The sequence below is a fragment of the Photobacterium sp. WH24 genome (assembly GCF_019204055.1).
Lineage (GTDB): Bacteria > Pseudomonadota > Gammaproteobacteria > Enterobacterales > Vibrionaceae > Photobacterium > Photobacterium arenosum.
This window is the reverse complement of sequence record NZ_JAGSOZ010000004.1, coordinates 252,077-275,459: the sequence shown is the minus strand read 5'-3', so window position 1 is coordinate 275,459 and position 23,383 is coordinate 252,077. Positions and strand designations below refer to the sequence as shown.

The 23,383-nt window shown below is 48.7% G+C and carries 22 protein-coding genes; 14 read left to right on the top strand and 8 right to left on the bottom strand.

Annotation, left to right across the window (positions count from 1 at the left end; translation table 11 throughout):
* From KCG43_RS07470 to KCG43_RS07450, 5 genes are all read left to right on the top strand, one after another.
* Nucleotides 1-677: transporter (locus KCG43_RS07470; protein WP_218384181.1), on the top strand; the 677-nt coding region annotated here is incomplete at its 5' end.
* A 27-nt stretch (nt 678-704) separates the two neighbouring features.
* Entirely contained in the window at nt 705-1,490 is a 786-nt protein-coding gene (locus KCG43_RS07465; RefSeq protein WP_218384180.1) for a hypothetical protein, read from the top strand.
* Between the two features lie 55 nt (nt 1,491-1,545).
* On the top strand, nt 1,546-3,009 hold the full coding sequence (locus tag KCG43_RS07460; protein WP_218384178.1) for a DUF1254 domain-containing protein: 1,464 nt from the start codon (nt 1,546-1,548) through the stop codon (nt 3,007-3,009).
* A gap of 44 nt (nt 3,010-3,053) precedes the next feature.
* A complete protein-coding gene (locus KCG43_RS07455) occupies nt 3,054-4,463 on the top strand; it encodes a DUF1254 domain-containing protein (RefSeq protein ID WP_218384176.1) in 1,410 nt (469 codons plus the stop codon).
* A gap of 287 nt (nt 4,464-4,750) precedes the next feature.
* Nucleotides 4,751-5,551 (top strand): hypothetical protein, encoded by an 801-nt coding sequence (locus tag KCG43_RS07450; RefSeq protein ID WP_218384174.1) that lies wholly within the window; start codon nt 4,751-4,753, stop codon nt 5,549-5,551.
* Here KCG43_RS07450 and KCG43_RS07445 read toward each other — a convergent pair.
* Nucleotides 5,513-6,478, bottom strand: coding sequence for a Fe(3+) dicitrate ABC transporter substrate-binding protein (locus KCG43_RS07445; protein ID WP_218384172.1), 966 nt, complete (start codon nt 6,476-6,478; stop codon nt 5,513-5,515). The genes KCG43_RS07450 and KCG43_RS07445 overlap by 39 nt on opposite strands.
* 287 nt (nt 6,479-6,765) lie before the next feature.
* On the opposite strand from KCG43_RS07445, the gene KCG43_RS07440 reads away from it, so the two are divergent.
* The 4 genes from KCG43_RS07440 (at nt 6,766) to rarD (ending at nt 10,789) form a co-directional block, all read left to right on the top strand.
* A complete protein-coding gene (locus KCG43_RS07440; protein ID WP_370630671.1) occupies nt 6,766-7,722 on the top strand; it encodes an HlyD family secretion protein in 957 nt (318 codons plus the stop codon).
* Nucleotides 7,715-8,635 carry an ABC transporter ATP-binding protein gene (locus KCG43_RS07435; protein WP_218384170.1) on the top strand — a complete coding sequence of 307 codons (921 nt, stop codon included), beginning with the start codon at nt 7,715-7,717 and terminating at the stop codon, nt 8,633-8,635. Before KCG43_RS07440 ends, KCG43_RS07435 begins: the two co-directional genes overlap by 8 nt.
* The gene (locus KCG43_RS07430; protein ID WP_218384168.1) at nt 8,635-9,756 is read left to right on the top strand and encodes an ABC transporter permease; all 1,122 of its coding nucleotides are present in this window, start codon (nt 8,635-8,637) and stop codon (nt 9,754-9,756) included. The genes KCG43_RS07435 and KCG43_RS07430 overlap by 1 nt, the downstream gene beginning before the upstream one ends.
* A gap of 103 nt (nt 9,757-9,859) precedes the next feature.
* Entirely contained in the window at nt 9,860-10,789 is a 930-nt protein-coding gene (rarD, locus tag KCG43_RS07425) for an EamA family transporter RarD (protein ID WP_218384166.1), read from the top strand.
* A 36-nt stretch (nt 10,790-10,825) separates the two neighbouring features.
* On the opposite strand, the gene KCG43_RS07420 is transcribed toward rarD, so the two are convergent.
* The 6 genes from KCG43_RS07420 to KCG43_RS07395 form a co-directional block, all read right to left on the bottom strand.
* Complete coding sequence (locus KCG43_RS07420) at nt 10,826-11,956, bottom strand: HlyD family secretion protein (protein WP_218384164.1); 1,131 nt, start codon at nt 11,954-11,956, stop codon at nt 10,826-10,828.
* Entirely contained in the window at nt 11,956-12,336 is a 381-nt protein-coding gene (locus tag KCG43_RS07415) for a DUF3302 domain-containing protein (protein ID WP_192014801.1), read from the bottom strand. Before KCG43_RS07415 ends, KCG43_RS07420 begins: the two co-directional genes overlap by 1 nt.
* 163 nt (nt 12,337-12,499) lie before the next feature.
* Nucleotides 12,500-13,516: a glycine betaine/L-proline ABC transporter substrate-binding protein ProX gene (gene proX, locus KCG43_RS07410; protein WP_192014802.1), complete on the bottom strand. Its 1,017-nt coding sequence runs from the start codon at nt 13,514-13,516 to the stop codon at nt 12,500-12,502.
* A 10-nt stretch (nt 13,517-13,526) separates the two neighbouring features.
* Entirely contained in the window at nt 13,527-14,669 is a 1,143-nt protein-coding gene (gene proW, locus KCG43_RS07405) for a glycine betaine/L-proline ABC transporter permease ProW (protein WP_218384162.1), read from the bottom strand.
* A gap of 1 nt (nt 14,670) precedes the next feature.
* The gene (gene proV / locus KCG43_RS07400; protein ID WP_218384159.1) at nt 14,671-15,861 is read right to left on the bottom strand and encodes a glycine betaine/L-proline ABC transporter ATP-binding protein ProV; all 1,191 of its coding nucleotides are present in this window, start codon (nt 15,859-15,861) and stop codon (nt 14,671-14,673) included.
* Nucleotides 15,862-16,067: 206 nt separating this feature from the next.
* On the bottom strand, nt 16,068-16,370 hold the full coding sequence (locus KCG43_RS07395; protein WP_218384157.1) for a hypothetical protein: 303 nt from the start codon (nt 16,368-16,370) through the stop codon (nt 16,068-16,070).
* 319 nt (nt 16,371-16,689) lie between these two features.
* Between KCG43_RS07395 and KCG43_RS07390 the strand changes: the two genes are divergently transcribed.
* A complete protein-coding gene (locus tag KCG43_RS07390) occupies nt 16,690-16,908 on the top strand; it encodes a hypothetical protein (RefSeq protein ID WP_218384155.1) in 219 nt (72 codons plus the stop codon).
* A 39-nt stretch (nt 16,909-16,947) separates the two neighbouring features.
* Here the strand turns inward: KCG43_RS07390 and KCG43_RS07385 are convergent, their stop codons facing one another.
* Complete coding sequence (locus KCG43_RS07385; protein ID WP_218384153.1) at nt 16,948-17,748, bottom strand: LuxR C-terminal-related transcriptional regulator; 801 nt, start codon at nt 17,746-17,748, stop codon at nt 16,948-16,950.
* 376 nt (nt 17,749-18,124) lie between these two features.
* On the opposite strand from KCG43_RS07385, the gene KCG43_RS07380 reads away from it, so the two are divergent.
* From KCG43_RS07380 to KCG43_RS07365, 4 genes are read left to right on the top strand one after another with little or no spacing between them, the layout of a single operon-like run.
* On the top strand, nt 18,125-19,141 hold the full coding sequence (locus KCG43_RS07380; RefSeq protein ID WP_192015051.1) for a substrate-binding domain-containing protein: 1,017 nt from the start codon (nt 18,125-18,127) through the stop codon (nt 19,139-19,141).
* A 57-nt stretch (nt 19,142-19,198) separates the two neighbouring features.
* Nucleotides 19,199-20,686, top strand: a complete 1,488-nt coding sequence (locus KCG43_RS07375) for a sugar ABC transporter ATP-binding protein (RefSeq protein ID WP_192014808.1) — start codon at nt 19,199-19,201, stop codon at nt 20,684-20,686.
* A 16-nt stretch (nt 20,687-20,702) separates the two neighbouring features.
* Nucleotides 20,703-21,680 (top strand): ABC transporter permease, encoded by a 978-nt coding sequence (locus KCG43_RS07370; RefSeq protein WP_192014809.1) that lies wholly within the window; start codon nt 20,703-20,705, stop codon nt 21,678-21,680.
* Between the two features lie 37 nt (nt 21,681-21,717).
* Nucleotides 21,718-23,328 carry a glycoside hydrolase family 3 N-terminal domain-containing protein gene (locus tag KCG43_RS07365; protein WP_192014810.1) on the top strand — a complete coding sequence of 537 codons (1,611 nt, stop codon included), beginning with the start codon at nt 21,718-21,720 and terminating at the stop codon, nt 23,326-23,328.
* The last annotated feature ends 55 nt before the right edge of the window (nt 23,329-23,383 follow it).

Sequence of the window (23,383 nt, the reverse complement as noted above, 5' to 3'; positions counted from 1 at the left end):
TATGGGATGGCAGTGTGGATGGATGGAACTTTGCTTCAAGTTTTACCCTACCTTATATATGGACAGATGTTAATAATTACCACGAAGTGGGAACGATATCAGGTAAAGAAGAACAGCAGGCATCAGACTTATATGATTTATACTTTTCGCCAATAATTGCAGGCTATCATTTTTCTGAGTTTGAACATCTTTCTCTTAGCTTTAATGTATGGGCTCCAACCGGTGAATATGATGTTTCACGAATAGCCAATCCAAGCCTTAACACCTGGACTTTTATTCCTCAAATCGCTTATACCAAAATTATTCCAATGTATAGCATTGAGTTGGATGCAGTAGCGGGCATTCAGTTTTATACACGAAATAAAGACACAGACTACCAAAATGCACCTTTATTTACTCTAGATATGCTGGCTGTAAAACGATGGAATAAAAGTTTCGGATTTGGACTGGTTTTGGCTACGGTTCAGCAATTGGGTGATGATACAGGCCCCATTGCTGATCGTTTAAATGGTTTTCAAGGTTACGATTGGGTTGTTGGACCAACAGCCACTTATGATACAAAAATAAAAGGGGAGCTGCCGCTATCCTTGAGTTTGCGCTGGGTTCCTTCAATTAGCAGTAAGAATAGATTAGAAAGTGATAATACTTTTATGGGTACAGCAACATTGATTTTTTAGTGTATATCGTTTTAATAGGATCGACTTATGAGTAAGCTGAGTGTGACAAAAAAAATCGGATTATTTGGCTTCATCTTTTCATCATTTTCGGCATTTTCCAATAACGCTGAAGTTGCAAATAAAAGTAACAACCCTCTAAACCCGTCGCCAGGGCTCAATGCGCAAAACTATTACACGTCAGATATTTATGGCACTGATAAATATACGAATGATTTCTTGTTGCGGGGTACACTGCCAGTTTTACCTAATGATTTTGTTGCTGTGCCACAGTTATTTCGACTGACTGTGCCTGTGAGTACTCGTCCTGATGCAAGTGACGACTACACAACGGGGCTGGGTGATATTAACTTATTTGACATTTTCTTATTTAAAGCAGGTTCAATGCAAATTGGCGCCGGGCCATTAATAACAGCCCCGACCGCAAGCGATGATGAGCTGGGTACTGGTAAGTGGCAAGCTGGTTTGGCCGCAGTCATTGTTGACCCAGCCCCGAAGCGGCTACTTGGTGCTCTTTTGCAATGGCAACAATCGTTTGCAGGCGATGATGATCGGGAAGATGTAGGCTCGGTAACATTTCAACCCTTCGGTATTTTTAACTTACCTGAAGGTTGGTATGTTCGATCTACCGGTATCTGGAGCTTTAATATTGAAAATGGAAATTATTATATCCCAGTGGGTTTAGGTGCCGGGAAAGTATGGAAAATGGACAGTACGATATTGAACTTTTACATTGAACCACAATGGACCGTATCACACAGTGGCGCCGGTGAGCCAAAGTTCACAACATTAGGCGGGTTTAACTTAACGTTTTAATTGTTATTGTAAATACTGAATTTATAGACGTTCATGTTTTTTAAAGGATTTAATCATGAAAATGTTTAATGATAAATGCTTACTGCTACTTTTAACTTCCTCAGTGTCGTTTTCTGCAAATAGCAGTGAAGCAGTTCAAAGTTTAGAAACGCGATTTGGAAAAATTGAAATGAACAGCGATTTACCCAGTAAATCGTCAATCAATCAGCTATTCGAAGAGTTAGACTATCAGCAGGCAACGCAAACCTATTTATGGGCGTTACCTTTGGTATCTTATGCTCAGTGGAAAAATGAATTTCAACAAAAGCTCGGTGCCAAAAATGGCGACTTAATGCTACTCGATAGCTATGAAGATAAGCTCGGTGTACTGACAGCGAATGCGACGACTCCGTATTTATTGAGTTTCGTTGACCTCAATAAAACGGGGCCAGTGATAGTTGATATGCCTAAAGGCCCGACTGCTGGTGGAATTGGTGATTTCTGGCAACGTGCTGTTGTTGATATGGGGCAAACAGGGCCAGATAAAGGGAATGGAGGGAAATATTTGTTACTGCCTCCGGGTTACGAGTTTACGGATGACGGCAGTGATTATTATGTTGTTCAGTCTGAGACAATGAATAACCTAATCGGATTTAGAGTCTTAGATCCGGATCCTGAACAAGGAAAGAAATTAATATCTTCGTTTAATATTTACCCGTATTCAAAGAAATCTAACCCTAGTGAAATTAAGTTGTTAACGCCAAAGGGTAAAGCCTGGTCTGGAACACAACCGAAAGGAATGCATTACTGGGAAAGGCTTCATCAAATCATTCAGGAAGAACCCGTGAATGAGAGAGACCGTTTTTATATGGCAATGTTAGCGAGCTTAGGCATTGAAAAAAACAAGCCATTTAATCCGACTGAATCTCAATTGAAAGCACTCAAAAGTGGTGCGGAGATTGGTGAGCTAATAGCAAAAGCAAATACTTTTGCGAAGCGTTTTCCCAAAGCACGTTATTGGTCAGACAGACAATGGGATAAAGTTTTACAGATTGATGATCCATCACAAAGAGTTGGGAATTACGATCAGCTGTGGGAGAGAAGTGCTTGGTTCTATGAAGCCGTTACGAATACAAAAGGTATGATGTCGAGCACCCCTGGGTTGGGACAAACATATCTTGGTGCATATACAGATGATAAAGGCCAGTGGCTAGATGGTGGTAAGAATTATAAGCTGACGGTACCAGCAAACCCACCAGCAAAACAGTTCTGGTCTATGACGTTATATGATATCGATACCAGAACCCTGATTGATAATAAACAAAAGAAATCGGATGTATCTTCACGTAATGAGTTGAAGGAAAACCAGGATGGTTCTATTGATCTGTATTTCGGTCCTGCAGCTCCCGCTGGGTTTGAAAGTAACTGGATACAGACGATAAAAGGTCGTCACTGGTTTTCATATTTCCGTCTTTATGCGCCGACTGAGGCATATTTCGACAAGAGCTGGAAGTTAAATGATATTGAAGTAGTGAATTAACATTATTCCGTGATGATGAATATATTTTATAGGAAGGAATTAAGATGATTTTAAGTCGAAAGTGTTTTTCTCTGATTGCGGCTCTACCGATATTTACAGCAAGTTTACCTGCCTATGCAGAGTTTACGAAAGATTTAAAAGAAGCCAGGGCAATTGCAGAGGAAGCGTATATTTATGGCTATCCCGTTGTAGAAATGTATAAGACACTTTATGTTCAGGCTGTAGATAAGAACGATTCTAACTTCAAAGCAGACTTTAACCAGATAGGTAATACCTCGGATGTTTATACTCCCAAGGATACGTCCTTTATTACCCCGAATTCGGATACCCCTTACTCGTTTGTCTGGATGGATTTACGCGCTGAGCCTATAGTTTTAACGCTGCCTAAAGTGGAGTCAGAACGTTACTATTCTGTGCAGTTAATTGATATTTACACACAAAACTTTGCCTACCTTGGTACTCGTACGACAGGTAATGACGGTGGTGTATATATGGTCACTGGTCCAAACTGGCAGGGTGGAAAGCCGAGCAATGTCAGTAAAGTCATTCGCAGTGAATCTGAAATTGTCTATGCTCTTTATCGAACTCAGTTAATCGATGACAGTGATATTGATAATGTTCGAAAAATACAATCAAAATATAAGGTTGAAATGTTAAGTGACTACCTTAACGAAGCTCAACCTAAAAAAGAACCTAGAATAGCGTGGCCAAAACTCACAAGTGATATGTCTACGACACCAGCATTCTTCAGTTATTTAGATTTTATGCTGGATTTTGCTCCTACAGTATCGAGTGAAAAAGACATCAAAGAAAGACTATCTAAAATTGGTATTGGGACAGATGAAGACTTTTCATTAAGTGAACTCAGCCAAGACCAGCTAAGTGCTCTGCAGGATGGTATGAATGATGGGCGTAAAAAATTCGCTACTTTTAAGAAAGATTATATCGATAATCACAAAGTAACGAGTGGAGATTTCTTTGGTACGCGAGAACAATTAAAAAATCAGTATTTATATCGATATTCTGGTGCTGCTTTAGGAATATTTGGTAATTCTGCAGATGAAGCCATGTATTTAGGGTACTTTATTGACTCAGAAAATAAGCCATTGGATGCAAGTAAGAATAACTATCAGTTGCGATTTGAAAAAGGGAGTTTACCACCAGCTAAGGCATTCTGGTCTTTAACTATGTATGATGGTGAAAACAAGTTTTTAGTTGAAAATAAGTTGAATCGTTATTTGATCAACTCTCCAATGTTAGAAAATCTGACTAAAGGTGAAGATGGCAGTGTTACACTTTACATTCAGAAGGATTCACCCGGTAAAAATTTGGAAAGTAATTGGCTTCCCGCGCCAGATCATTCATTTTATGGTGTTTTACGATTATATATACCTGAGGAAGTTGTACTCAATGGCTCGTGGAAACGACCACTGATGACAGCGGTTAAACAATAATTGACTGAGTATCCGCACCTCAATGTTTAGAATAATGTTGGGGTGTGGGTTCGCTCAGTGATGAAATGTGATTCAATGATTTTATCTGCTTGGCTGTTACAATTTCTCAGATCTTCGATAATGCTACGGAATACGAAATCAGATCATTAGTCTAATAATTGTCCAGGCTGTTGGACATAGTGCATTTATTACTACCCAGTCAACAAGAGCAAACTAAGCTGTCAGTAATGAGCTGGGTTGAGTGTAGTCTTGTAATGACAGGTATCGGGTGTCGTGTCAGAGTTAAGTTGGCTGGATTGCTCTTGGTGTCGGTATGCTTTGTTTCGCCTGCGACTCATGCGGCTTGGCATACAACCACCTCGATAGGGGGGCATGATACCTGGGTACCCGAGGCAGACTCGGATACCCCAGGGGGGAATCTTGGCCTCGGCCTGTTCTATTCCAATGCCGACAGTCTGGCTGGCCAAGCCAGTATTATTGCTTATTATGATAACGATAGTGATCATCTGGATCCTGATCATGACCCTTTCTGGACTATGGCGGGCGGCTCGCTATCCCAACCTTTGGTTAACCTGGATGATTCCGGCATAACACTTGGCTGGCAGACGGGTGTCAGCTGGCTTCAGAATACGGTGTTCAGCGTGGAAGAAGCCCTGCAGGCACAATTGGGAATTGTAGTGAATTATCAGCGCCAGGCTGACGCTGTCGGGCTGGCACTTGGCGCCGGCTACTACGGGCTGGAGTTCGATGACGATGTCCCAGAAACCAGAGGCTATAGCCGGGAAGCACTGAAACGCAGCAGTGACGCATTAGCCTGGAAGCTGTTTTTTCGGCGCTCTGTAAAGAATACACTTAGCTGGGAAGGCTACTGGCAGCAGTGGCGAGATCAGGATAACTGGCTGGAAAACCAACTCTTTCTGGCGATCCATTACCCGATTCTCCATCCCGTTATGAACAGCATGAATGTCTCGGTGTCATACACCCGCTATAACCTGACGCCTTACCGTGTCCAGGGTAAAGCGCCGATCCTGCCTTGGGACGAGAATGTATTATTCCGGCTCTATACTGAGATCCCACTCAACTGGTAAGACGTTGGATTGTGGCTCTGGAGTCATAGTTAAGGCTTGCTGCAGGTTGTCTGCCATGGCTTCAGATGCCAGCATACCCCGGCAGCTGGCCCAGTGATTACCGTCGACACCGATGAGCTGCCCGCTGGAAACGGCCTTCAGCGATTGCCAGGCAGGCCGTTGCTGCCACTGTTCTAGAATACTGCCAGGTTCCATGTTGCCGGATAGCAGAATGTCGGGATCCATGCTTGCGATATCGTCAAAAGTCAGCTGTCTCAGTGCTCTGTCTTCTTCGCCGACTTTCTCGGGCACCGTTAGCTTGAGGGCTTTCAATACGCCGCCAGGGTAGGCGGCCCCGGAATAAGCGTATAAGCCATTTTCGGACGCCACAGCGAAAAGCACGCTCTTGCCGTGAAAGCGGCTGAGTGCGTCCGCCGCACCCTGCATAGTATTTTTGTGTTGCAGGAGCCGTGCCTGCATGACATCAGGATGGCCTGCGATGTCGCCAATCTTCAGGGCAACGTCAAGGTTCTCCTGGTAGGTTTCACCGCGGGATGCCAGCAGTACCGTCGGGGCAATCTGGCTGAGCGCGGCATAAATCGCCTGATGCCGGTTAACATCGGCGATAATTAAATCCGGTTTCAGTGCCGCGATCTGTTCAAGAGCGGGCGTCGCTCTGCCACCGACTGATACCCATCCCTCCAGTTTCGCCAATACCGCAGGATGCAGATTGAGCGGATCATTATCATCGGCAATCCCCACGGGGCTGATATCAATAGCTGCCAGTGCATCAGCGAAGGCATACTCCAGTGTGATAATGCGTTGGGGTGGTGCGTCCAGGGTAAACGGGTTCCCAAGACTGTCGGTGATGGTAGTGGAAAAAGCTGTGGGGCTGGTGAAAAGGAAAAGAGAAAAGGTTATCCAGCGTAAATATCCCAACAGTGACATGGTACTCCCTTAAAAGTCAGAGAAAAATTTTACTTTTACTTGATAATGAAGTGCATTTCATTGCGCGACATTCTAATGGCTTTTGTTGGCAGTACAAGGGGGAGTGATGAGCTGGCCGTCAGTATTGGACCATGATCAATGCCTGTTGGGCATATTCCTCATCTGTCGCGAAGTGAGAAATATGCAGCAGTAATGAGTATGAAATTACGGCATGCTTGTGCTAACACATTGAATTTCACCTTATCTTAACTAGGTTTACCTTACAGCCTGTCTTGGAGTGGCGCTAAATGAAATCTGTTGGGTCATTGCAATTTATGGTGCTGACACTCTTGTTACTGGCTGGGTGCGACAGTCGTCCGTCTTCTCTGGCACTGGGCACTCTGGAGCGCGATCGTATTACGTTGACGGCGACGGCAAATGAAATCATCCGCGACATGCCGGTAGCCGAAGGCCAGTCAGTGAAAGCCGGAATGGTGCTGGTCAGGCTGGACACGACCCGCCAGGCCGCTACTCTGGCGCAGGTTAAAGCCGAGCAGGCCAGAGCGGCGGCTTATCTGCTTCGGCTCACTAACGGTGAGCGGGTGGAAGATATTGCGGCGGCTAAGGCGCAGCTTGAACAGGCGAATGCCCGTTTGACCGATGCTGAAAAAACCTATCTGCGCAGAGAGAGCCTGGTGCGGCAGAAACTGATCAGTGTGGCCGAGCGGGATACCGCAAAAGCTGAGCGTGACAGTGCTCGGGCGCAAGTGGCTGAGGCGCGGGAGAATTTTACCAAGCTGACCCGGGGCGAAAGAATTGAAGACATTCAGCAGGCGCAGGCGGAACTGGAAGCGGCAACAGCCAATGTGGCGCTGCAGCAGCGGATTTTCAATGACCTCACTGTCTTGGCGACTCGCGACGGTATTTTGGACAGCCTGCCGTATAATCTGGGCGAGCGAGTGCCCATGAGCGCCGTTGTTGCCGTCATTCTGGCTGACAGCCAGCCTTATGCCAGAGTGTATGTCCCTGAACCATACCGAGTTGCATTGCAGCCCGGCAGCGTGGCAAAGGTGTATGTCGATGGCGTTTCAGAGCCTTATGAAGGCACTTTGCGCTGGATTGCGACAGAGCCGGCCTTTACTCCTTACTACGCGCTGAATGAAGACGACAGGGCGCGGTTGGTTTATCTGGCTGAGTTCGATTTGTCGGATGCCGAGACCTTGCCAGCCGGCGTACCTGTCCAAGTGGAGATGCCCCTTGAGTGATCTTGCTATCAAGGCAACAGGGTTGACGCGGCGGTTCGGCGATTTTACCGCAGTGAACAAGCTGAACCTGCAAGTACCCAAGGGCAACATCTACGGCTTTCTGGGGCCGAATGGCTGTGGCAAATCCACAACGCTGCGTATGTTAACCGGACTGCTGAGCCCCAGTGAGGGAGCGATTGAAGTGCTTGGCCTGCGTATTCCTGAACAGGCGGAAGCGCTACGGATGAAAATTGGCTACATGACGCAGAAATTTTCTTTGTATGAGGATCTGTCAGTCAAAGAAAACCTGCAGTTTGTTGGTCAGATTTATGGTTTACCAGGCAGAGAGCTGAAACCCAGGGTGGCAGAGCTCGGCAGCATTTATAACCTCAATGAATTGATGAAACAACGGGTTGGCAGCATGAGTGGCGGGCAGAAACAGCGGCTCGCCCTTGCGGCGGCTGTGATGCACAAGCCCGATTTACTGTTTCTGGACGAACCGACCTCCGCGGTGGATCCCCAGTCGCGGCGTGATTTCTGGGAGCAGCTTTTTGACTTGTCTGACGCTGGCACCACCATTCTGGTGACTACTCATTACATGGACGAAGCTGAGCGCTGTCACGGGCTGGCGATTATGGAAGCCGGTGAAATAAAGGCAGACGGCCCGCCTGATACCCTGATGAAGCAGATGGGGGTCAGTGTGGTTGAAATTCAGGCACCGGGACTCCGGCAGATTAAAGACAGTTTGCTGGCCATTCCGGCCGTGGTGTCTGCAGCGCAGTTAGGTATTCGTCTGCGGGTCTTGGTGCGCGCAGAAGAATCTGACCCCGTGGCCTGGCTGAAACGTCAGGTGCCGGCACTGGCTCAGGCTGAGCTGGATGTGGTTCGCCCCAGTCTGGAAGACGTTTTTGTGACCAGCACAGGGAGCAGGTAATGAATGTTATCACCTCCAGTCTTATCAGAATGAAAGCAATTCTGGTGAAAGAATTTCGCCAGTTGTCCCGCGACAGAATTACCTTTGGCATGGTAGTGATGATCCCTTTGATACAGCTGTTGTTGTTTGGCTTTGCCATCAATACGGATGTGCGCAATATTCCCGTGGCGATTGTGGATCAAAGCCAGTCTCAGTATGGCAGGGTGATTACCGAAGCGGTTAAAGCCACTCAGGTGGTCACTGTGGTTGCTACTTACGCCACGCCCAGAGAAGGCGAACAAGCCATTACTGCCGGGACAGTACGTGGTGTGCTTGTTCTGCCGAGGGATCTGGATCAACGATTGGCACAGCACAGAAAAGCCGGGCAATGGCTGGTGGATGGCTCTGATACTATGGTCAGTTCTGCCTTGCTGCAATTACAGAATATGCCGGTCGATAACCTGGTCTCGGATTACAAAGCGCAGCAGTCGAGTGTGATGACACCAACCTTTGAAGTCGCGCTGTACTTCAACCCGGAGCGGCGAACGGCGGTGAATATTGTGCCGGGTTTACTCGGCGTAATACTCACCATGACCATGATACTGTTCACCTCTGCGGCGATAGTCCGCGAGCGGGAAAGGGGGAATCTGGAGTTGCTGATCACCACACCTGTGCATTCCCTTGAACTTATGCTGGCTAAAATTGCTCCTTATATCGTTATTGGTCTGATTCAGGTGGTGATTATTCTTGGGCTGGGTCATTACATTTTTGCGGTGCCTATTAATGGCCCGCTCAGCCAGATTCTGTTGGGCACCTTGTTGTTTATTGCTGCCAGCCTGACTCTGGGGCTGGTGATCTCGACAATTGCCCAGACTCAACTGCAAGCCATGCAGATGACAGTGTTCATTCTGCTGCCTTCTATTTTGTTATCCGGCTTTATGTTCCCGTATGAAGGTATGCCCGTAGCTGCCCAATGGATTGCAGAAATTCTGCCTGCTACCCATTTTATGCGCATGATACGGGGCATAGTGCTGCGCGGCGCCGATGTGGCTGTGCTGTGGAAAGATGCACTTTGGCTGCTGGGTTTTACCTTGCTCGGGTTGCTGCTGGCTTCCTGGCGATTTAAGAAAACGCTGGACTGACCCGGCTCCCATCCTCTCAACGTCCTGAACCCCTGACGGAAATTTATATCGCCATTGGCGACAACGGGCTGATATCATCCTGTGCGTTTAAGGTTGTCGCCAAATGGATCGGATGTCAGGGGGTAATGTGGGTAAAGGCGTTTTTCTGTCAGTGATGTCGTCGTGTCTGTTCGGGGCGCTGTATTACTACTCGACCCTGCTGCATCCTCTGAATGGCGAAGCTATCTTTAGCTGGCGGCTGTTACTGACCTTACCATTTCTCACCGCTTTTCTGCTGTTTAGCAAAGAATGGCCACAGGTGATGGCTATTGTGACTGAAATCCGCCAGCGACCTGGCTTATGGCTGGGCTTGCCACTGTCGGCTTTTCTGCTGGGTTTGCAGTTCTGGCTGTTCATGTGGGCGCCGATCAATGGCCGTGCTCTGCCGGTTTCTCTGGGCTATTTCATGATGCCGCTGGTGATGGTGGTGCTGGGCCGTTTCGTTTATCAGGACAGACTGAGCGGGCTGCAAAAAATCGCGGTTCTCTTTGCTGCAGTCGGTGTTGCCCATAAGCTTTGGCTTTCGGGAGGTTTATATTGGGAAACGCTGGTGGTGGCGATAGGTTATCCCGGCTATTTTATGCTGCGGCGTAAACTCGGTACAGACAGTCTGGGCGGCCTGTGGTTTGATATGGCTATCATGATCCCACCGGCCATCTGGTGGTTGTTTTTTGAGCATGAAAGCCTGAGCGTTTTTGCCCAGCACCCTCATCTTAGCTGGCTCATTATGGGGCTGGGTGTCATCAGTGCTTTTGCGGTTGGCAGCTACATTGTGGCGAGTAAACTGCTGAGTTTCAGCCTGTTCGGATTATTGAGCTATGTGGAACCGGTATTGCTGGTGGTGGTGTCTTTGGTACTCGGGGAAAGCATTGCCGACGGAGAGTGGCCGACCTACCTCTTTATCTGGGTGGCAGTACTCTTTCTGATCTTGGATTGTGTGCGTCAGATAGTGACCCAGAAGCAGATTCAGTCGGCAGTAATGGCAGAAGAGTGAAGCATGCCTGCGCATAGCAGGCATGCTGGGGGAAGATTAATGATCCAGATACAGGTAGTTCTGCCAGCTCTTCATGCGAATTAATATCTTACGCATAACTGCCAGGTGGTGTGCGTGATCTGAATACACGGCAATTTCCATATTGGCCCCTAAAGGCAGTTGGTACTCACTGAGATCGTCAATCATCTTGAGCCTGACCACTGGCCTGCCTTGCTTTAAGAAAAGCTCAGTGCCAATCAGAGTCCCTTGTGCTTGCGCCTGACCTTCACCAATGGCCGGTAATACATCAATGACTTCGGCTTTAAACGTTTTCCCCGGAATGGCACGGAAAATGATATCGGCTTCAAAGCCGGGTTTGAGGCGCAACAGCGAGTTCTGGCGAAACGCACCAACAATGAAGTCATCATTAGTATTGATAAAGGTCATCACTGGGCGCAGTGGCAATGGCACAGCCATCATGCCTGGGCGTAACAACACCTGAGTCACAAAGCCATCCGACGGCGCACGTACAATTGTTGAGTCCAGATTAAACTGGGCTGTAGACAGTTGCGCTTGAATCTGAGCAACAGCCGTATTCTGGCCATTAATGTTAGACTCATAAGCCAGCTTTGCCCGGCGCTCATCAGCTTGTGCGGCTTCCAGTGCCGCTTCGGCGCTGCGGTAGAATTGCTCACGGTTATCAACATCGGCTTTGGTGAAAGCGCCGCGTTTATACCCTGTCGCATAGCGTTGGTACTGCTGATAGGTGCGATCGCGTTCTGCCTGCGCTTTGATGCGGGTTGCCATTGCCGCTTTGTAGCTGGCTTCCTGCCCAAGTACATTTTGTCGGGTTTCTGCAAGCTGGGCTTCCAGCCTGTCAACTTCCGCCTGGAAAGGTGTGGGATCAATTTTGAACAGAATATCCCCTTCATCCAGCGGGGAGTTCGGGGTGACAGGCACTTCAATAACCTTACCTCGTACATTGGGTAATATGGGCGTAGAGACGAAGTATTCACCGCCCAGGCTGGTATGGGGGTGGTTATAGTTCATGAACAGGACCAGAGCGCCGACAAGGATGATACCGCCAAGTACGGCAGTCGGCACTGTCCACTTATTTAACGGAATCCGGAAAACTTTGAAGATAAAAATACAGATGGCCGCGTAAGAGAGGACCAGTAACGTTTCCATTATTGATTACCCTCGCTGTTATTATTGCTGTTATTCATTGGCTGTCGTTGTTGTTTTAACGCGGTAAGTTCGGATTGCAGTAGCTGGAGTTGCATTTCCATTTTGGTTAACTGGGTCTGAAGCAATACTTGTTCATCATGAACCTGTTTGAACCCCCAGCCTCTTTCTTTACGCCACAAGGTTGCCCATATCCATAAAAATGGCCACAGAGCATGTAATGTGAACAGGCTTACCCAGCCCGCATAGTGAATAGCATCCTGATGAGGGTGCTCTCGCTCTTTGGCGATCTCATAAGGAATATCGTGAATCGCTATGATGCCGTAAAACAAAACAAGGGCTACAAAAATAAGTAAACCCAATGCAAAATAATCCAAGAACATATATTTACCGTCAAATTTTAACCATGATATTAAGAATATAGCTAATAAATACACTTAGCAATTATGAGGTTTTTGTCTTTCAGGTTTAATACAGATTTCATCAGGCCAGCACGAGAGGCTGGCCTGACAAATATACTATCAGATTAATTGCATAGTTCAGCTATTAAGATGCATCATCAGCGGCTTTTTTTGCCTGGCTAATCCAGTTGTCAAATACTTGCTGGTGCGACTGAATCCAGCCGTTAACATGGTTTTCTATGTCTTTTTGGGAATTCTGGCCCTGACTCATACGCATATTCTGAGCACTGACGTCATTGATATTCAGTGTCATGATTTCAAACAGTTTGGCCGCAGCCGGATTGTCTTCAGCAAACTGTTTGTTGGCAACAATGCGCATGCTGTTCATTTCAAAGCCGTAGTTTTTACCGTTAGGCAGGGCGGTATCCACTTTTGCCCGCTCGCCCGGTAATGACGAGAACGGCACTTCCAGCCATACCACATCTTTACCCGGAACCAGCACACCGCTGACCCAGTAAGGGGTCCAGGTGTAGTACAGAATGGGTGAGCCATTGCGGTAGCGGGAGATGGTATCGGCAATGATGGCGGCGTAATTACCCTGGTTATGGGTGACTGTGTCACGCAGCCCGTAGGCATCCAGTTGGTGTTCGATCACCCCTTCACATCCCCAGCCTGGGTTACAGCCGGTCAGATCGGCTTTGCCGTTTCCGTTGGCATCAAACAGCTTTGCCAGCTCAGGGTCTTTCAGCTGGCTGATATTGGTGATGCCGTATTTATCGGCGGTTTTTTTGTCAATCAGATAGCCCTGAGCGGCTCCGGTGATGTAATAGCCTTTGCGGTAGAATTTATTGTCTCCGCCTGATTGGATGAATTTGTCTTTATGAAGGGGTGCCCAGTTCACGGCCAGGAAAGTGGCATCGCCATTGGCAATCGAAGTGTAGCCTACATTATAGTCCACCTCTTTAGTGGGCCGGACGTCGTAACCCAGTGCCTCCAGTGCTTTATTGACGATCAGTGTCTGGAAGGTTTCTTCCGCCACTGTACTTTGTACTGGCTGTACGGTAACGCCTTCACCGGGTAAATCTGCTGCTATGGCAGGGAAAGAAAAGGCGCCGGCAAATAATGCCGTGCTCAGGGAAAGTGACTTCCAGGACCTTGTCATTGTCTTCTCCTCAGGGTTGTGAATGTGTTGTCAGATGTGGAGCCTGGTCTTTTTTGAACCGGCGATAAATGAACCCGATTGGGCCGTGTTCATACCAGTGACGGTAAGATCGGCCGCGCTCGGACGCTCCCATTGCCTGTGTCAGCCGGTCGAGCAGGATAGCCAGAATGACAATACCCAGCCCGCCAATGGCGGCCAGCCCCATATCCAGACGGCCGATACCGCGCAGCACCATCTGGCCCAGTCCGCCAACGGCTATCATGGAGGCAATCACCACCATAGACAGTGCCAGCATCAGGGTTTGGTTTACCCCGGCCATAATGGTGGGCATGGCCAGCGGCAACTGAACCTTATAGAGCATTTGTTTCGGGTTCGCGCCAAAAGAGTGGGCGGCTTCAATCAGTTCCTCAGGCACCTGGCGGATCCCCAGAATCGTCAGCCGGATAATCGGAGGCAGGGCAAAGATGATGGTTACGACGACACCAGGGACATTCCCGATACCAAATAACATCACTATAGGCACGAGATAGACGAAAGCGGGCGTTGTTTGCATCGCATCAAGAATAGGCCTGACAATTCTGGCCGATTTTTCACTCCGTGCCAGCCAGATACCGGTTGGTAAGCCAATCAGCAGACAAAAGAAAACGGATGTCAGAACCAGCGCCAGCGTGACCATCGCCTGATCCCAGGCTCCGATAGCCCCTATCAGCAGCATCGAGATCACACTGGCAATCCCCATGCGCAGGCCGGCAATTTGCCAGGCCAGGATCATGATCAGAAAAATCATCAGGAGTGCCGGTGTGCTCTGCAGTGTTGCCTGGAAGGCTGTGAGAATGTAATCAATCGGCACACTGATAGCCTGAAAGGCGGGCCGGAAATTGACAACCAGCCAGTTGATGCCGTCTTCGACCCATTGGTCGAAGGGGATCAGGGCATCCTGGAACGGATGGATCCAATCGATGGACGGGTCAACGGGCGTTGTATCTGTGGTATTGAGCCAGTCGGAACCGGAATTGGGTGTCGAAGTGGCTGAATTGCCCCAGGGGTCGGTATTGCTGGTATCTGTGCTGGACCAGGGGTCTTGTGAGGCCGGTACGGATGAGGGACTGTTCGTCACCGGTACGGATGACTCAGGGTGATTTTCCTGGCTCATATCAGGCCTCCCGATCTAGCGTCTGTAACAGGCGTGCTTTGGTAATAACACCATGATAAACCTGGTTTTCATCGACAACAGGCACACCGTAGGGCAGGTCGGCCACCCGACCTATCAGCTCACCTACAGGGGTTTCAGGCAGGAAAGTCACGGTATCGACCAGCAGAGCCTGAGTCAGGGTCTGATCTGCTTTGCTGGCCGTTTGCAGTGTGTCTGTTGATACCAGTCCGACATACAGGTTACGGCGGTCGACCACAATGCCGAACTCTCTGTCATTATCATTGAGCAGTTGCAATGCGGCACGCGGGCCGTCCGTTTCCCCCTTTTTAATCACAGTAACCTGGTGTTTGCGAGCGATGTCTTTGGCCGTAAAGACATTGGTAACATCTACGCCCTTAAAGAAAGAGCGTACATAGTCATTGGTCGGGTGATGGAGGATTTCATCCGGTGTGCCAATCTGAATCACTTCACCGTTCTGCATAATGGCAATCCGATCGCCAATCCGCATGGCTTCATCCAGATCGTGAGAAATAAAAACCACAGTGCGTTTGTCATCATTTTGCAGGCGGATAAGCTCATCTTGCATTTCGGTGCGGATCAGCGGGTCAAGGGCAGAAAAAGCCTCATCCATCAACAGGATGTCCGGGTCATTGGCCAGCGCTCTTGCCAGACCGACCCTTTGCTTCATACCGCCTGACAACTCGTCAGGGTATGAGGCAGCATAAGCTTCCAGCCCAACCCGTGTCAGCGCCTGGAGTGCCGTATCGTAACGGGTGTCTTTGTCGACCCCCGCGAGATCCAGGCCGAAGGCGGTATTATCAATAACCGTCATATGGGGCATGAGAGCAAATGATTGAAACACCATGCTGATATTGTTCCGCCGCACAGTACGCAACTCGTCCTCTGAGATGTTGGCGATGTCTTTGTTATCAAGCAGTACCTGACCGCTGGTGGGCTCGATGAGGCGGTTAAGCAGGCGAACCAGAGTCGATTTTCCTGAGCCGGAGAGGCCCATGATCACGAAAATTTCGCCTTGGTTAATGGTGAGAGTGGCATCTTTGACGCCGACAGTCAGGCCGGTTTTTTCAAAAATGGCATCCTTATCTAACCCCTGTTCCAGTAATGGAAACGCCCTTTCAGGGGCACTGCCAAACACTTTGTAGAGATTCTTCACTTCCATTTTGACAGTCATAAATGAGGGTATCCGCTATACAATCCTTACAGATAAAACGTTTTGCTATCTAAGTAATTATGGCAGCTGATTTTAAGCGGGTAGGGTTTAATTTGGCTCGGTTTGTGTGATTGTGACGTGCGTTGATTTAGTTTTTTGTTTTTTAATCAGATGAATAGGTGGCGATAGCGTCGTCGGCCAGATAGTCAGCTTATATGGTTAGGCCACTATTGAATGTGGCCGGTTTTGAGCGGGAAGGTGACCTGGAAACTGTTTTTGCCTGCCGAAGATTGTGGTTCCAGTGAAATAGAGCCGCCATGCAGTTCAGCCAGTTCAGCCAGTTCAGCCAGTTCAGCCAGTTCAGCGATGTTGCGGATGATGGACATGCCCAGTCCCATCAGATGACAAATTGTGCTTATGTTTAAGACCAGAAGGAACAGGGAGGCAACATAAGATTCTGTTTTCTCACGTAAAGGATGATCTTTATCAATATGCACCAAGGTTGATTTGTTAGAATTATGCCGATTCATCGCAAAGTTCCCCTGAAGGTATGTATGCACACCTTAGAAAGGGAAACTTAAAACAGACTTAAGACATAAAAATCATCATCTCATCTTTACGTCTTTTCAGTCGCTATTAGTTGATACATTGATTTTAGTTATGTTTTATATCTTCAATATTTGTGACCTTGCTCGTGGTGATATAAGAGGTATGTCCAGTTTATTGAGGGATATGTCAATTTCTTACAGGGAATTAACGTTTAACATAAATGTCACATTGAGATTTATTATTGTCATATTTTGTTGCGATGATGACCGCCAAGGAAAGGAGTGAAGAAGCGCAATGAACATGAAAATTCGAGCCAATCATCTGGAACCGATGGGATTTGAAGAGTTCTCCCGTTTAATCGATATGATTCCAGCTTCTCGCAGTCCTATGAAAGTCGAACCGCTGCTGGGTAGTGTGCTTTCCCATCATTCGGGTGAAGCACGGGAAGGGAAGATTGTTATGTTGTCGTCCGGTACGGCTGAGTGGCCGAAACGCCTGCGTACTGCTAGCGGGTGTTAAGTCAGACGTTTGACACAGACAATTCTGTATCAGGGATGCTTATTTCTTTTCCAGGCTTAACAGGTAATTCCTGAGATTTACCCCTCTGTTAGTAATCCCCAGTTTATTGCGTAAGCTGTTTCTGTGGTTTTCCACTGTCTTGCGCGCCACATTCAGGGTACTCGCAATTTCTTTACTCGACATTCCGCCTCGGATGAATTCTGCAACCTGCAGTTCTGACGGGGTCAGCACCTCCAGCAAACGGCTATTCATCCCCGGTACATCGTTCAGCAGGCTTTCCATATTGGATTTCACAATCTCAAGGCACATTTTCAGCCCGGGATCCTGCACCTGTTTCAGGCGGGCTTCCACTTCCGGTAAATGGGTATTGCGTACTTCCTGCTGTAAATGCTCAGGCAGGTGATTCTCCGATGCCGTAGTGAGGAAACTCAGGGAGCTGGCAAGTTCGTTGATGATTTTATAATCCTGCTCAATGGCAGACAGTTTAGGCTCAGCTGTATTATCGTCCTTGGCTTTGATGTGCAGGCAATAGACAGCAGGCGTATTACCATCTTGCAGACACAGCGTCTCAAAGGCCAGATTGGCGACAGAAAACCGGCACTGCTCGGTTTGCTGCAACAGCACTGATCTGATCTGCGCAATATTGGCCGGGCCGACCAGAAAAACAAGATCATCCAACTGCTTCAGAGTGAGCGTCGCAACCGGGTAGTTACTGGCAATCACCTGCTCATGCTGATCAAATGCAATGAAGTAGATGTCGTGGTGCGCCAGAAGCTGTTGATAAATGCCGGCAGTCACTTTGGCTGCACTGCTGTTTTGATTGGCGGTGTGCTGACTCATGTTTCCTGATTACCTCGTTTTCTACTGACCGCGGCCTTGGCCAGTATTACCCTGCCATGATACCCAGCTTTTACCTATCAATCACCTTGCTTTTTTGTTTGTAGGTGTTTGGTGGGTGTTTTATCTCGTGTCATTACGTATCTAACTCGTGTTATTTGTCCGGTTAATGAGTAGTTCGTTGTTTTTCAGCTGTTATTGTGATTGTTATCACTATGTAAAAACAATGTGTCGAGATCTTGATCGCATTAAATACCTAAAAAACACCTATATTAATACTCATGTAATACTCAAAGCACAGGTGGGACAGGGAATGAAATTGAAGAAAATAGCTCAGGCATGCCAAACCTTAGGTTTCACTGCTCTATTGGCAGTGGCCATGCCCTCAATGGCGGAAGTGACTTCAACACAAGGACCAAACGGAGAAACAGCAACGTCTTATACTGATGTGACTTTAAATGCATCACAGGAAAATGCGATTAAAACCAAGGATTACACCGCAGCGATTCTGATGCACAGCACATCAGACTGGTCTAATGCGCTGATTGATGGCGCGAAAGACATGTTTGCTGAACTCAATATTGATGTGGTGGCCGTGACCGATGCGGAATTTGATGCCAATAAGCAAAAAACCGATGTCGAAACCACTATGGCTATGAAGCCTGACATTCTGATTGCGCTGGTGGTCGACCCTGTGTCTGGCGCCGCGGCGTTTAAACCTGCAGTACAGCAGGGCAGCAAACTGGTGCTGATCAGTAATTTACCCAGTGGTTTTGAACATGGCAAAGATTATGCCGGTATCGTGACGGATGACTTGTTCCAGATGGGTAAACTGGCAGCCGATATGCTAGCAAAGGCGGTGGGTAATAAAGGCAAAGTCGGGTTTATTTATCACGAAGCCAATTATTACGTCACCAACCAGCGTGATCAGGCGGTACTGACCAATCTGCAGAAAAATTACCCGGATATTGAGATTGTGGCAAAGCGCGGTATTGCCAATGCGAATGACGGTGAGGTGGTTGCCTCGGCACTGATCACCCAGTACCCGGACATGACTGCCATTTATGCTCCCTGGGACAGCATTGCCGAAGGTGTAGTCGCGGCAACGCGCGCCGCGGGACGTAAAGATATCAAAGTCGTGACCATGGATCTCGGCGCTGCCAATGCGCTGGATATGGCCAAAGGCCGAAACGTTGCCGGTATCGTCACCGATTTGCCCTATGACCTGGGTCAGACACTGGCGCGTATGGGCGCTCTGGCAAAACTGGGTGAATACACACCACCTTTTGTCACTGTCAGTGCCAGTGCTGTGACCCGCGAAAATCTGGCTGATGCCTGGCAGCAGGCGTTACGCCGCGAAGCACCGGCTTCTGTGCGAAAAGCACTGGGTAATTAAATTCGGTTTGCAGGTATGCCAGCTTGCTGTCGGCATACCGTTATGAAGAGGTATTCAATGGAAGTGAATGCAATTGAAGCCCGTCGCCTTAAGAAAGGCTTTGATGGTAATCCGGTGCTGAAAGAGGTCAATTTCACCCTGAAAGCCGGAGAAGTACATGCCCTGGTTGGTCAGAACGGGGCGGGTAAATCGACCCTGGTCAAACTGATCAATGGTTTTCATCAGCGCGATGGCGGCGAAATCCGTCTCTTTGGCGAAGAGAGCCATTTCGCCACCCCGAAAGACGCGCAAGCGAAAGGGATCGCTATGGTCTATCAGGATCTCAGTCTGATCCCCAGCCTTAGTGTGGCAGACAATATTTTTCTGACTCACTCAAACCAGCGCTCTGCGCTGATCTCCAACCGTGAGCGGGTACGCCAGGCTGAGCCAATTCTGGCAACCTTGGGCGTGGATATCGATCCCAGACAAAAAATTGAGACCTTAAGTGTCGGCGAGCAGCAGTTTATTGAGATTGCCAAAGCCATGGCAATGGATGCCCGTATTCTGGTGTTGGACGAGCCAACGGCTTCACTGTCGAATAATGAAATCAATGCACTGTTCACTGTGATAAGAAACCTCAAAAGCAGAGGCATTTCAATTATCTACATTACGCATTACATGAGTGACATTATGCGTATCTGTGATGCGGTCACTGTGCTGCGGGATGGCTATACCGTACTGGAAACCCAAACGGCTGACACCTCGGTTGATGCCTTGGTCGAAGCCATGCTGGGCAGTAAAACCGACACGGATTTTATCTGGGACCGTCCGGCCACATCCACATCAGAGACAGTGCCGTTATTAGAGCTGCGCAATGTTACGACCTGCGATCTTGATGCGGTATCACTCAAGGTGATGCCGGGCCAGGTAGTGGGGCTAGCGGGTTTGCTGGGTAGCGGCAGAACGGAAATTCTGGAAGCCATTTATGGCTTAACACCGATACAGAGCGGCGAAGTACGGGTGAACGGCCGGACAGCGAATATTCACTCCCCCCGGCAGGCGATAGAAAACGGGATCAACATGGTGCCGGAAGAGCGCCGTTCGCAGGGGCTGGTGCTGGATTTTTCTGTCGAAGACAACGTATTGATGGCGTCGTTTGACCGGATTTCACGATCTATGGTGCTGGATAAAGCCAAAGGCCAGTCAATGGTGGAAGAGACCATTAAAAGGCTGGGCGTGAAGACCACTGGCGTGTCTCAGCCGGTACGTTTTTTGTCCGGCGGTAATCAGCAGAAAGTGGTGATTGGCAAATGCCTGTCTACAGACGCTAAAGTGCTACTGCTTGATGATCCGACCTTCGGCATTGATATCAATGCGAAATACGAAATCATGAAAATTGTGAATCAGTATGTCGCTCAGGGTAATGGCGTGATTTTTGTGTCCAGTGAATATGCCGAAGTTGGCAGTTTCTGCGATGTAATTTATGTGGTCAATAAGGGGCGTATCGTTCGCCATTTCAGTGGCCAGCGTATGACGGAAGAAGCATTGCTGGCAGCAGTGCAGTAAGGATAAGGGATTGCGAATGAACGAGAAAACACTTCAGCCGCCACGTACAAGCCGTATTAACTGGCGCGATTACATCATTTACTTTGTCTTTATCGGCATCTTCATTTTCTTTTCGGTGATGCTGCATGACAAAGGATTTCTGACCTCGATGAACCTGATGAACATTGCCCGCCAGACTGCGACTATCGCGATCATGGCAGTGGGGATGACTTTTGTGCTGAGTGCCGCCGAGATTGATCTGTCCTTTGGTGCCACGGTTGCCCTGGCCGCCATAGTGTCAGCCCTGACATTGCAGGAAACCGACAGTATTTTGCTCGCAATGTCTGCCGCTCTGATGGTGGGCACCATGATAGGTTTTGTGAACGGGGTTTTTGTTACTCAGGTGGGTATTCCATCTTTCCTGGTCACGTTAGGTACTACAGGCATTATTACCGGTATTGCCCGCTGGTCTACATCGTTGCAGTCGATTCCGATTGATAATGATACCTATACCTTCATCTTTGGCTCCGGCGACATAGGCCCGTTTTCCATCCTGTTTATCTGGACCATTATCGTCACCGTTATCGGCGCCTTTGTGCTGCGTAATACCACTTTTGGTAAACATGTACTGGCGACCGGCGGTAATAAAGTCTCTGCCATGTATTCGGGGATCAACGTCAACCGTATCAAGCTGTATGTGCTGATGCTGAACGGCTTTCTGGCGGCACTGGCCGGTATCTTGTATTCAGGCCGCCTTTACAGTGCCCGGTACACCTTAGGTGAGAACGACCTGATGCTGGTGATTGCTGCCGTGATCATAGGCGGCACCAACTTGTTTGGTGGTAAAGGGACGGTTATCGGCTCTGTGATCGGGGCGCTCATTATGGGAATGGTGAACAACGGCTTGATTCTGATGGGCCTGAATGTCGATCAGCAGCTGATCCTGCGCGGCATTATTGTGATCGTGGCGGTGACTTTCACTATGGGCCAGATACGTCAGTTACGTAAGAAATAATGATTTGATTTTTATTAAGGATGATAGGGAGAGAAACATGGCTGAAGACACAAAAGTGGCAGAGCTGATTGCCAGCTGGACGCTCAAGGAAAAAGTTGGCCAGCTGTTTATTCTGGCGTTTCCCGGCAAATCTGCCGAGGCGGCGCGCCAGATGGTGGCAGAGTATAACCTGGGCGGCTGTTACTTAAGTCAGGACAACGCGGAAACCTTTACCGAAGCGCATCAGCTGAATCAGTCTCTGGATGTCATCGTCAAGCACCATCATCGCTTACCTTTGTTACTGGGAGTGGATCAGGAAGGTGCCTGGGGTGTCCTGGTGGGAGAGTCGACAACAGGGCCGGGCAATCTGGCTCTGGGGGTACCGGATGCGGTGGCGGGGACGGAGCGTATGTATAAAGTGATCGGTGATGAAATGCGCTATGCCGGCTTTAACTGCATCCTTGGCCCCTGCTGTGATGTGAATTTTAATCCTGAATCGCCGATTATTGACACCCGTTCGTTTGGCGATCAGCCGAAGAAAGTCAGCGCGCATTCTGCCGCCGCGGTTCGCGGATTACACCAAGGCGAAATAACAGCCTGCGCCAAGCATTTTCCCGGCCATGGTGATACGCAAGGGGACACCCACAGAGATATCCCCCGCGTCGGTAAATCTTACGACGAGCTGAAAGCCAACGATCTGGCGCCGTTTCAGGCGGCGATCAATGCCGGCGTGGATCTGGTGATGACCAGCCACATTCTTTATCCGCAGCTCGATGACACATACCCGGCGACATTGTCATCAATTATCTTGCAGCAGGTGCTGCGCAAGGATATGGGATTTGAAGGCATTATTATTTCCGACAGCATGAACATGGGCGCTATCCAGCATCATTATACGCCGGTCGAGGCTGCTGTCAGAGCGATGCAGGCAGGGATTACCATGATCATGCTCTCTGAAGAGCACTATGATCACTCAGAGGCGTATCTGGATAAGCAACTGGCGATGATTCACGGTGTGATAGATGCCGTGAAATCTGGCGAACTTCCAGAACAAGTGATTGATGAGGCATTACAAAAAGTGGTGCGCTTTAAACTGGATAAGCTGTTGCCCATGCCGTTATTTCACAAAGTCTCTATGCCAGCCGGCCAGATAGTGGCCAGGCAGGCCGCAGAATCGGCAGTGACCTGGGTGCGTGGTGGCTTAGATATCAGTGGTCAGAAGCTGTATGTTGTCAATGCCACGCCAGATGCCAGCTATCATAACCTGATGAATCCCAGAGGGATTGGCCCTAACCAGTCTCAGCCTGCTTATGAGGCTTTCATTCAAACCCTGCGCCAGACGGAAGCCGTGTGGCAGGAAGTCAGTGTCGAACAGCTCCCTGACAACTGTAGCGATGGTTACCTGGTGGTGGTCACAGAAAATCATCCGCTACCCGGTGAAGACTTTGACCAGACGCAGGCTCAGCAACTGGTTCAGCAACTCAGTCAGGACTTCAGTAATCTGATCGTTGTGGCGCTGCGCAGCCCTTATGACTTGCTGCGTTATCCCACCGTCTCTCACTACCTCTGTGCTCACTCTTCCCGCCCTGAAAGTGCTGCCGCTGCAGCCAGGGTACTGGCGGGTGATCACGCAGCCGGACACGGCTGTGCTGTTAGCCGGGTGAGCTGACTGCTCACTGTCTAATCGAATTTACACATATTAAGTTTCCTGCTGGCGTGAGCCA